Below are 10129 nucleotides of genomic sequence, written 5' to 3'. Positions count from 1 at the left end.
GGCGTGAGACGGTGGAATGGTTCGCCGCCAACAACGTGACCCAGCTTTACGAAATCGGTTCCGGCAAGGTGCTGACGGGCCTTGCCCGCCGTATCGACAAGACGGTGAATGGCGTTGCCGTCAACGGTGCTGCCGATATCGATCAGCTGCTCGCCACGCTTATCGGCTGAGGCGGGATTTCTCCCGCAGCCGCATTCCTCAGGGCGCAACAACGCTCAACATTTTCAGTCCGAAGCTCTAAAGAAGGAATAGGACATGTTTGATCTGACAGGCCGCAAGGCCCTCGTAACCGGCGCGACCGGCGGCATTGGCGAAGAAATCGCCCGCCTTCTGCACAGCCAGGGCGCAACTGTCGGCCTGCACGGCACCCGCGTTGAAAAGCTTGAGGCGCTGGCGACGGAACTTGGCGACCGCGTCAAGATTTTCCCGGCCAACCTTGCCGACCGCGCTGAAGTCAAAGCGCTCGGTGAAAAGGCTGAAGCCGAGCTGGAAGGCGTCGATATCCTCGTCAACAACGCCGGCATCACCAAGGATGGCCTTTTCGTTCGCATGAGCGACGAAGACTGGGATAACGTCATTGAAGTGAACCTGACGGCGATGTTCCGCCTGACGCGCGAGCTGACGCATCCGATGATGCGCCGCCGTTTTGGCCGCATCATCAACATAACCTCCATCGTCGGCGTTACCGGCAATCCCGGCCAGGCGAACTATTGCGCCTCCAAGGCCGGCATGATCGGCTTTTCCAAGTCCCTGGCGCAGGAAATCGCCACCCGCAACGTTACCGTCAACTGCGTAGCCCCGGGCTTCATCGAAAGCGCGATGACCGGCAAGCTCAACGACAAGCAGAAAGACGCCATCATGGGCGCCATTCCCATGAAGCGCATGGGCACGGGTGCCGAAGTCGCCTCTGCCGTGCTTTATCTCGCTTCCAACGAGGCGGCCTACATGACCGGCCAGACCCTGCACGTCAACGGCGGCATGGCGATGATCTGACGGCACGCAAGTCCGTCATGAAAAGGATTGCGGCGCTGTTTAAGCACCTTCTTGGGTAGCTGGCGCCGCAAGGCCCCGCTGACCGGTTTTCGGCGAAATTGCCTGTCATACGCTGTGCTTAGCGCGTTTTCAGGCTTTTCGACCGATTGAAACCATGTTAAGCGGGCCAAGACTGTGAACAGTCGTCCCGGAGAGACAGGAAGCCGTTGCGATTTTGCGTGACGATGTCTAGCTTGGACCGGGTTGAACGGGTTTGCCCGCAGTGCCGGATTTGAACGGCGCATGAGGGCTTCTAACAGGGCAGGGTGCCGCGAGGCATTCCCTTCAAAATAAAGGTCGAGGAAACCGACATGAGCGATATCGCAGAACGCGTAAAGAAAATTGTAATTGATCATCTTGGCGTTGACGCCGACAAGGTTGTTGAAGGCGCCAGCTTCATTGACGATCTGGGCGCTGATTCGCTCGATACCGTTGAACTGGTCATGGCTTTCGAAGAAGAATTCGGCGTTGAAATTCCCGACGACGCTGCGGATTCGATCCTGACCGTCGGCGACGCTGTCAAGTTCATCGAGAAGGCCCAGGCCTGATCGACCCGCATGGGGAGGTGCAATATCCTCCCGTCTTGGCCCGGCTTGTCCGGGCCAATGTTTTATCGGCCGGTGGCACGTGCTCCGACAGGTGCTCGTTTCCGGCGATGCATGAGGTTACGGCCCGGAACGGTAGCCGCGATTCTCATGCCGTGATTTTGAAATGCTGCGCCATTGCGTGAACACCCCGTGGTGCCCGATGTCGCAGAAGACCGATGATTTGGATAAGGGCGGAGCATTGGCGATGAGGCGTGTCGTTATCACCGGTACCGGCATGGTATCTCCTCTTGGATGTGGAACGGAAGTGACCTGGGAACGGCTGTTGGCCGGCCAGAACGGCGCCCGTCTCGTGACTGAATTCGAAGTCGAAGACCTTCCTGCAAAGATCGCCTGCCGCATTCCCGTGGGCGATGGTTCCAACGGCACCTTCAATGCCGATGACTGGATGGAACCCAAGGAACAGCGCAAAATCGATCCCTTCATCCTGTATGGCATGGCTGCCGCCGACATGGCGCTTGCTGATGCAGACTGGCATCCTGAAACCGACGAAGACCAGATCGCGACCGGCGTTCTGATCGGCTCCGGCATCGGTGGTCTGGAAGGCATCGTCGAGGCCGGCTATACGCTGCGCGACAAGGGCCCGCGTCGCATTTCCCCGTTTTTCATTCCCGGCCGCCTGATCAATCTCGTATCCGGCCAGGTTTCCATACGCCACAAGCTGCGCGGACCGAACCATGCCGTGGTGACGGCCTGCTCGACCGGCGCGCATGCTATCGGCGACGCCGCCCGGTTGATCGCGCTCGGCGATGCCGATGTCATGGTCGCCGGTGGTGCCGAATCGCCGGTCTGCCGCATCGCGCTTGCCGGTTTTGCGGCCTGCAAGGCCCTTTCCACCCAGCACAATGACAATCCGGAAAAAGCCTCGCGCCCTTATGATCGCGACCGCGATGGTTTCGTCATGGGCGAGGGTGCTGGCATCGTCGTTCTGGAAGAGCTGGAGCACGCCAAGGCGCGCGGCGCGAAGATCTATGCGGAAGTGGTCGGTTACGGCCTTTCTGGTGATGCCTATCACATCACGGCACCGTCCGAAGATGGCGAAGGCGCCTACCGCTGCATGTCGATGGCGCTGAAGCGGGCGGGCCTGACGCCTGACGATATCGACTATATCAATGCCCACGGCACATCCACCATGGCCGATACCATTGAGCTTGGAGCTGTCGAGCGTCTTGTCGGCGAATCGGCCTCGAAGATTTCCATGTCTTCCACCAAGTCGGCCACCGGCCATCTGCTCGGTGCGGCGGGCGCCATAGAGGCGATCTTCGCTACGCTTGCAATCCGCGACAACATCGTTCCGCCGACGCTGAATCTCGACAATCCCGATGTCGAGACCAAGATCGATCTTGTGCCGCACAAGGCGCGCAAGCGGCAGGTCAATGTGGCGCTTTCGAATTCCTTCGGCTTCGGTGGCACAAACGCCTCCCTCGTGCTGCGCCGTTACGAAGCGTAAGTCGCGGCGGCTGTGGCCGTCGCGATGGCGTCCGCGCCGCATACCGTCCCCGGCGGTGCGGCGCTCTCCTGCCGGACGCTTTAAAAGAATGTTCTTTCCTTAGAAGAACGTGGTTCGGCTTGCGAAAGCCATTCCGGTTTTCGCGCCGATATTGTAGTCATTGATTGGGAGAGTTTGCCGGTCTGCTCGATTTCGGACCACAGGTATCTTTCCCCCATCGGCTTTGTCCGAGGTGATATTCGTGAGGCAGAACAAGAAGGCTTCACGGTGTCTTTATGTGGTGCAGGAAGCCATTCCGAACCTGTTTTTGCCGCATTACCTGCGCAAAAAGCGCTGACAACGCCGAACTGAAAAGGACCGACGGTGAGCGACACGAACCAGAACAGCCAGGGACCATACGGACAAAACGGCGCGGGCGAAGGCAATCGCGGTCCGATCATTCCGAAATCCCCGACGGAAGCCTTGCGGCCGGAAAAGGTGCCGGCGCCGCCGAAGCGCTCCCGCAAGGCCCATGGCCAGCTTGTCATCTTCCTGAACTTCCTGATGACGCTTGCCGTTGCCGTTTGCGTCCTGGCGATCGCCGCCTTTTATTACATGATCAATGCGTTTCAGGAGCCGGGGCCGCTTGAAACGAATACACATTTCACCGTGCGTAATGGTGCCGGTCTCATTGAGATCGCCAATAATCTCGAGCGCAACGACATCATTTCCAACGCACGCGTTTTCCGTCTGATGGCCGGCAGCTATCTGCAAAAGGACCAGACGTTGAAGACCGGCGAATATGAGATCAAGGCCGGCGCATCGATGAAGGACATCCTGATGCTGCTGGAATCGGGCAAGTCGATCCTTTATTCCGTGTCGCTGCCTGAAGGGTTGACTGTCAAGCAGATGTTCGCCCGCCTTGCTGCCGACGAGGTTCTGGATGGCGAACTTCCCGCTACCTTGCCACCGGAGGGTAGTCTGCGTCCGGATACTTACCGCTTCACCCGCGGCACCAAGCGTGAAGAAATCATCAATCAGATGAGCGCGGCGCAGGACAAGCTGATCGACATGATCTGGGAACGGCGTGATCCCGACCTGCCGATCAAGACCGTCGAGGAGTTCGTGACGCTGGCCTCGATCGTCGAAAAGGAAACCGGCAAGGATGACGAGCGCGCCCATGTTGCCTCGGTCTTCTACAACCGCCTGAAAAAGGGCATGCGTCTGCAATCCGACCCGACGATCATCTATGGTCTGTTCGGCGGCGACGGCAAACCTTCGGATAGGCCGATTTATCAATCGGATCTCCAGAAACAGACGCCGTTCAACACTTACGTGATCAAAGGCTTGCCACCATCGCCCATCGCCAATCCCGGCCGGGCCGCACTGGAGGCGGTTGCCAACCCATGGCGCACGGATGATCTTTATTTCGTGGCCGATGGTACGGGCGGTCATGTGTTCGCAAAGACGCTGGACGAGCACAATGCCAATGTGCGCCGCTGGCGCAAAATCGAGGCAGAAAAGGCGGCTGCCGGAGCGAATCCCGACGTTGTCGTGGATGGTCAGCCCGGTGGTGCAGAGGCGGAAAAACCGGCCAATAACTAACTGATAAATCACGGCCGGGCCTTGTGACCACAAGGCCCGGTTTCGTGCGGCGTGACGGGGGGATTCCATATATGACGTTGCAATCGATGACCGGCTTCGCGCGCAGCGAAGGCACCTCCGGCCGCTACCGCTGGGTGTGGGAATTACGCTCGGTAAACGGCAAGGGGCTGGATCTGCGCCTGCGTCTGCCTGCCGGTCTGGAAGCTTTGGAAACCGGGCTGAGGGAAATCGCGGGGGCGCATCTTTCCCGCGGCAATATCCAGGCGGGACTGGCGCTCTCAGTTGCCGAGAACCGGCTCGAGGCTGTCATCAATCGCGATGCTCTCGCCGCGGTTCTGGCGCTCAAGAAGGAACTGGGCGATGTCGTCGACGACAAGCCATTGAGCTTCGATACGCTGCTTACGTTGCGCGGTCTGGTCGATTTTCGCGAGGCGGAAGACGATGCGGAGGCGCTGGCTGCGCGCAACGGCGATGTGCTGGCTGGCTTCGCTGTTGCAGTCGAAAAGCTGAAGGACATGCGCGAGCGGGAAGGGGCATCTCTGTTCGCCATCCTTTCCGGTCATATCGACCGGATCGAGCAGCTTGTGAACATCATTGAAAGCGATCCCTCCCGTCACCCGGAGCAGATCGCGGCGAGGCTTGCTCAGCAGATTGCGCTAATTGGCGATGGCATGCACGGGCTTGATCGTGACCGCCTTCATGCCGAGGCGGCGCTGATCGCCACCAAGGCGGATCTGCGCGAAGAGATCGATCGGCTGCATGCCCATGTGCAGGCCTCTCGGGAGCTTTTGGCCAATGGCGGTCCGGCTGGCCGCAAGCTCGATTTTCTTGCACAGGAATTTAACCGTGAGTCGAATACAATCTGTTCCAAATCGAACGCCAGTGCGGTAACCGCAGCAGGTATAGAGCTGAAAGTGGTTATCGACCAGTTCCGCGAGCAGGTCCAAAATCTGGAGTAGACCCATGGCCCCGGTGAATATTTCTCCCGTCACGATCGCCCGCAGGGGGCTGATGCTGGTGATTTCTTCGCCTTCCGGCGCGGGCAAATCCACGATCGCGCGCAACCTGCTTGAGAAAGACAAGAATATCAGCCTTTCCGTCAGCGTCACCACACGCGCTCGCCGGCAGAGCGAGATCGAGGGCATTCACTACCACTTCATCTCCAAGCGCGATTTCGAGCGCATGCGTGATAATGAGGAATTGCTGGAATGGGCCGAGGTTCACGGCAATTTCTACGGCACGCCGCGCGAGCCGGTGGAAGATGCCATGGCCGCTGGCCGCGACATGCTGTTCGACATCGACTGGCAGGGTGCCGAGCAGTTGCAGGACAAGATGAAGGCAGACGTCGTCTCGATCTTCATCCTGCCGCCGACCATGACCGAACTGCAATCGCGCCTGCACCGCCGGGCCGAAGACACCGAAGAGGTGATCAAGACCCGGCTCCTCAATTCCCGCGCCGAAATCGAGCACTGGCGCGACTATGACTACGTCATTCTCAATGACGACCTGCAGGCCGCTTTCGAGGCCGTCGAAGCAATCGTCAAAGCCGAACGCGTCCGCCGAGACCGCCGCCATGGCATGTTCGATTTCGTGCGGGCTTTGCTGGAGGAAGAGCCGAAGCTCTGAGGTATCAATGAGATCAGACCACCAAGTTTGATCGTCCCTGTCTCGTCCATCGTCATGCCCCAGAGTCCTTGAACGAAGGACAAACTGGCGCTATGTATATCCCAATGGGATATACGAGGGTCGATGCATGGCTACGTCTACCGTATTTACAAGCAATCGCAGTCAAGCTGTCAGGCTGCCGAAGACCGTCGCTTTTCCAGACGACGTCCATAAGGTGGAAATCCTCAAAGTCGGTCTGACACGTATTATTGTCCCCTATGGGAAGCGTTGGGACGACCTCTTTTTGAGCGGTCCGCGTGCCACGGACGATTTCATGTCCAGTCGCGAAGAGCCGCCGTTGGAAGAGCGGGATTCCTTCTGATGCTCCGATATATGCTGGATACGAACATCTGCATCTATGTGATGAAGACATACCCGCCCGACCTACGGGACAAATTCAACAGTTTGGCGGACGAGCTTTGTATTTCGAGCATTACGCTTGGTGAGCTCTGTTACGGTGCGGAGAAGTCAGCCCGGCGGCGCGAAAATCTAGGCGCGATCGAGAATTTCACAGCGCGTCTGGAGGTACTGCCTTTCGCGGATAAAGCCGCATCGCATTACGGCCAGATCAGGGCGGAGCTCGCCAGAGCGGGCACGCCCTGTGGTGTTCACGACATGCAGATTGGCGGCCATGCCCGTAGCGAAGGATTAATCGTCGTGACAAACAACATGCGCGAGTTCGTCCGGATGCCCGGCTTACGGGTCGAAAACTGGGTGTAGTTTCAAAATCCTGATTTACAGGCAGTTCGCCAACGTAACGAACTCTTCGACCGATAACGTCTCCGCCCGCCGCGTCGGGTCTATCCCAGCCTTTTCAAGCAGCGCCTCGCCGCCAAGGCTTTTCACGCTCTGGCGCAACATCTTGCGGCGCTGACCGAAGGCGGCTTCGGTCACTTTTTCGAGCTTGGCGACATCGCAGGGCAGCGGCTTGTCCTTCGGCAGCAGATGCACGACGGTGGAGGTTACCTTCGGTGGCGGGCTGAAGGCCTGTGGCGGGACATCGAAGGCCATTTCGGCAACCGTACGCCAGCCGGCGAGAACGCCAAGGCGGCCATAATGGTTGTCGCCTTCTTCCGCCACGATGCGCTGCCCGACTTCCTTCTGGAACATCAGCGTCATCGAAAGCCAGAAGGGCGGCCATTGCTTCGGCAGAAGCCAATTGACCAGCAATTGCGTGCCGACATTGTAAGGCAGGTTGGCGATGATGCGCACCGGCTCGCCGACGGGGATCAGAGCCTCGAAATCGGTCTGCAGGGCGTCTCCCTCTATGACCTCAAGCCGTCCGGGATAATGCGCCTCGATTTCCGCCAGTGCCGGCAGGCAGCGACTGTCCCGTTCGACGGCAATGACCTTTTTCGCCCCGAGCGAAAGAATAGCGCGGGTGAGGCCGCCGGGACCGGGCCCGACCTCAATGACAGTCACGCCTTCGAGCGGTCCCGCCGTTCTGGCGATCTTCTGGGTAAGGTTGAGGTCGAACAGGAAGTTCTGTCCGAGCGATTTCTTCGCATCGAGCCCATGACGCTGGATGACGTCCCGTAGCGGTGGTAGTCCGTCGATGGCCGCCATTATTCGCCGGCCCGGCTGCGGAGGGAAATGTCCGCCGCCATCTTGAGTGCCGCCACGAGGCTCGCCTCATTGGCGATGCCCTGGCCGGCAATACCAAAGGCAGTGCCATGGTCTGGCGAGGTGCGGATGAAGGGCAGCCCGAGTGTGACGTTGACCGAATCGTCGAAGCCCAGCGCCTTGGCGGGAATAAGCGCCTGATCGTGATACATGCACACTGCCACGTCATAACGCTTGCGGGCGGCATCGTGGAACATGGTGTCGGCGGGCAGGGGACCGAACGCATCGATCCCGTCCTTGCGCAGCCGCATGGTCGCGGGGTGAACGATATCGCGATCCTCCGTGCCGAGTGCGCCGTCTTCACCCGCGTGCGGGTTCAGCCCGGCAACCGCCAGACGCGGAGCCTCAATGCCGAATTTCCGTCGCAGATCGGCATCGATGATCCGGCAGGTCGTGACGATCAACTCTTCCGTCAGCGCGGCCGGCACGTCTTTCACGGGAATATGGATCGTCACCGGCACGACACGGACCTTGGGGCCGGCGATCATCATGACAGGCGTGACTTGTTCACCGGTCTGGCGCAAGGCGAGATCAGCCAGAAACTCCGTATGACCGGGGAAACCGAAGCCAGCCTCGTAAAGCACCGATTTTGCGATGGGATTGGTGACAACGGCCGCAGCCTTGCCCTCGACCGTCAGCGAAACGGCGGTTTCGATGGCCTTGATTGTGGCATGGGCAGCGCCGACATGCGGTTGCCCCGCCTGCACGTCGAAGCCGACGGGAAGAGGTAAGATCGGAAACGCGTTTTCGAAAAGGCCAACGGCACTGTCCGCATCGCAGGTCTCGATATTGAGCGGCACGCCGATCAGCGCCGCGCGGCTTGCCACCACATCGGGGTCGCCGATGAAGATGAAGGGGGACACACCGTTTTCCCGGCGCTTCGCCCAGGCGGTAATGGCGATGTCGGGGCCGATACCGGCTGGATCTCCCTGTGTCAGGGCAAGCGGCAGGGATGCATATGTCACGGAAAGACCCGGCTCTTGTATCAATATCAGGTGTTGACGATCTGCGCCTTCTTGCGCAGCTCATCCATGTATTTCTTTTCGTTGGGGTTTTCGCCTTCCTTGGCCTTCATCAGGTCTTCAGACTTGAACACCATTTCCGCCGCATAGTCGTCGGAAACCTGGCGCTGCTTGCAGATGGCCAGATATTCGACGCCCTTTTCGGTCACGCGTGTGCCGGTGGTGCCGCCTTCCTTGGTCTTTTCTACCAGAGCCTTCCAGTCTTCCGGCAACTCAGGCGCCAGAATGCGGCCGAGGTCCTTGATTGCCACATCGCGCATGGTCGCGGCAAAGCTCATCGCCTGGTCGCAGCCGGGATAACGTTTGCGCGAGGCTTCAGCCTCAGCCTTGCGCTTGCCAGTGATGGCGTTGCGCTTTGCTTCCGGTATCACGAAGATAACCTGCTGCAGGAAATATTCCGTGGTGACCGGTTTGTCGCCTCGCTCTTTCAGGCGGGTCACAAGATCCTGCGTTGACATCTTGCCGCGCGCGCCATAACGGGCGTTCACAAGGCGCGGCCAGCTCATCTGAACGGCGATGAAGGCCTTGAAGTGGTCCGCGCCAACGCCCGCCTGCGCCAGCACCTTCGTCAACTGCTCCGGCTTCATCTTGTTGTTGCCGGCAAATCGCGCGAAGGCAGCATCGACATCCTCCGTACTGACCGACATTTTGACGCGGGCGATTTCTTCGCGCTTCAGCGCTTCATCGACAAGCTGCTCACGCGCCTTTTCATTGAGGTTGCCGGACTGGCGCTGCAACTTCAGGAAGGCGACACGCTTGGAAATGTCGTCATTGGTGATCGGGGTCTTGTTGACGACGATCTTCACGGTGTTATCGGCAAAGGCCTGACCGGCATAAGGCACGATGGCCATGGGAACGGCGAATATCGCAAAGGCAAAAGCAGCGCCACGCAAAGCCGACTTTCCGAAATTCATCATATCCTTCTCCCTTTCGTCAGGCAGGGTCCTGTTGCCCTGTCCCGCCAATCTGTTCGTCTGGTAACAGGGATTTTGCCTTCCCCCGCCTTTCAGACCTGCACATGTGCATCCGCACCGCGAATTTGCCACGTATATATCATCGTGATCCGCAAAACGGCAATGTGTCGGTTTGTTGAAAGAAACCCGATACTGTCATGCCGGGTCGACACTGGCGCGTTGTTGCGGCAAAAC

At 59.1% G+C, this 10129-nt stretch carries 11 protein-coding genes and 1 pseudogene; 9 read left to right on the top strand and 3 right to left on the bottom strand.

The features are described from left to right. From DOU54_RS28100 to vapC, 9 genes and pseudogenes are all read left to right on the top strand, one after another. Positions 1-170, top strand: a pseudogene (locus DOU54_RS28100) (ACP S-malonyltransferase); the annotation flags it as partial. 85 nt (positions 171-255) lie between these two features. After that, positions 256-993, top strand: coding sequence for a 3-oxoacyl-[acyl-carrier-protein] reductase (gene fabG, locus DOU54_RS13855; protein ID WP_022555933.1), 738 nt, complete (start codon positions 256-258; stop codon positions 991-993). A gap of 350 nt (positions 994-1343) precedes the next feature. Beyond that, a complete protein-coding gene (locus tag DOU54_RS13850; protein ID WP_003502080.1) occupies positions 1344-1580 on the top strand; it encodes an acyl carrier protein in 237 nt (78 codons plus the stop codon). 244 nt (positions 1581-1824) lie between these two features. Next, entirely contained in the window at positions 1825-3087 is a 1263-nt protein-coding gene (gene fabF, locus DOU54_RS13845; protein WP_004441057.1) for a beta-ketoacyl-ACP synthase II, read from the top strand. Between the two features lie 363 nt (positions 3088-3450). After that, positions 3451-4671 (top strand): endolytic transglycosylase MltG, encoded by a 1221-nt coding sequence (mltG, locus tag DOU54_RS13840; RefSeq protein WP_113382487.1) that lies wholly within the window; start codon positions 3451-3453, stop codon positions 4669-4671. Positions 4672-4742: 71 nt separating this feature from the next. Then, positions 4743-5630, top strand: a complete 888-nt coding sequence (locus DOU54_RS13835) for a YicC/YloC family endoribonuclease (RefSeq protein WP_113382488.1) — start codon at positions 4743-4745, stop codon at positions 5628-5630. Between the two features lie 4 nt (positions 5631-5634). After that, complete coding sequence (gene gmk / locus DOU54_RS13830) at positions 5635-6297, top strand: guanylate kinase (RefSeq protein ID WP_004441063.1); 663 nt, start codon at positions 5635-5637, stop codon at positions 6295-6297. 127 nt (positions 6298-6424) lie between these two features. Next, positions 6425-6658: a type II toxin-antitoxin system VapB family antitoxin gene (gene vapB / locus DOU54_RS13825; protein ID WP_035207666.1), complete on the top strand. Its 234-nt coding sequence runs from the start codon at positions 6425-6427 to the stop codon at positions 6656-6658. Next, on the top strand, positions 6658-7056 hold the full coding sequence (gene vapC, locus DOU54_RS13820) for a type II toxin-antitoxin system tRNA(fMet)-specific endonuclease VapC (RefSeq protein ID WP_113382489.1): 399 nt from the start codon (positions 6658-6660) through the stop codon (positions 7054-7056). Before vapB ends, vapC begins: the two co-directional genes overlap by 1 nt. Before the next feature lie 15 nt (positions 7057-7071). Here the strand turns inward: vapC and rsmA are convergent, their stop codons facing one another. Genes rsmA through DOU54_RS13805 form a run of 3 tightly spaced genes read right to left on the bottom strand, consistent with a single transcriptional unit; the run spans position 7072 to position 9898 of the window. Next, positions 7072-7902, bottom strand: a complete 831-nt coding sequence (gene rsmA / locus DOU54_RS13815) for a 16S rRNA (adenine(1518)-N(6)/adenine(1519)-N(6))-dimethyltransferase RsmA (RefSeq protein ID WP_113382490.1) — start codon at positions 7900-7902, stop codon at positions 7072-7074. Next, positions 7902-8924: a 4-hydroxythreonine-4-phosphate dehydrogenase PdxA gene (gene pdxA, locus DOU54_RS13810; RefSeq protein WP_113382499.1), complete on the bottom strand. Its 1023-nt coding sequence runs from the start codon at positions 8922-8924 to the stop codon at positions 7902-7904. The genes rsmA and pdxA overlap by 1 nt, the downstream gene beginning before the upstream one ends. A gap of 26 nt (positions 8925-8950) precedes the next feature. Continuing rightward, positions 8951-9898: a SurA N-terminal domain-containing protein gene (locus DOU54_RS13805; protein ID WP_006700162.1), complete on the bottom strand. Its 948-nt coding sequence runs from the start codon at positions 9896-9898 to the stop codon at positions 8951-8953. Positions 9899-10129: the final 231 nt, after the last annotated feature.

This window comes from Agrobacterium sp. MS2 (assembly GCF_003261015.1).
GTDB lineage: Bacteria > Pseudomonadota > Alphaproteobacteria > Rhizobiales > Rhizobiaceae > Agrobacterium > Agrobacterium pusense.
The sequence above is the reverse complement of the archived record's forward strand: the minus strand, read 5'-3'. Positions and strand labels throughout refer to the sequence as shown.

Bases quoted from the DNA above. Each gene is read 5' to 3' on its own strand.
- fabG (WP_022555933.1), top strand. From the start codon at position 256: ATGTTTGATCTGACAGGCCGCAAGGCCCTCGTAACCGGCGCGACCGGC.
- DOU54_RS13850 (WP_003502080.1), top strand. From the start codon at position 1,344: ATGAGCGATATCGCAGAACGCGTAAAGAAAATTGTAATTGATCATCTT.
- fabF (WP_004441057.1), top strand. From the start codon at position 1,825: ATGAGGCGTGTCGTTATCACCGGTACCGGCATGGTATCTCCTCTTGGA.
- DOU54_RS13835 (WP_113382488.1), top strand. From the start codon at position 4,743: ATGACGTTGCAATCGATGACCGGCTTCGCGCGCAGCGAAGGCACCTCC.
- gmk (WP_004441063.1), top strand. From the start codon at position 5,635: ATGGCCCCGGTGAATATTTCTCCCGTCACGATCGCCCGCAGGGGGCTG.
- vapB (WP_035207666.1), top strand. From the start codon at position 6,425: ATGGCTACGTCTACCGTATTTACAAGCAATCGCAGTCAAGCTGTCAGG.
- vapC (WP_113382489.1), top strand. From the start codon at position 6,658: ATGCTCCGATATATGCTGGATACGAACATCTGCATCTATGTGATGAAG.
- rsmA (WP_113382490.1), bottom strand. From the start codon at position 7,902: ATGGCGGCCATCGACGGACTACCACCGCTACGGGACGTCATCCAGCGT.
- DOU54_RS13805 (WP_006700162.1), bottom strand. From the start codon at position 9,898: ATGATGAATTTCGGAAAGTCGGCTTTGCGTGGCGCTGCTTTTGCCTTT.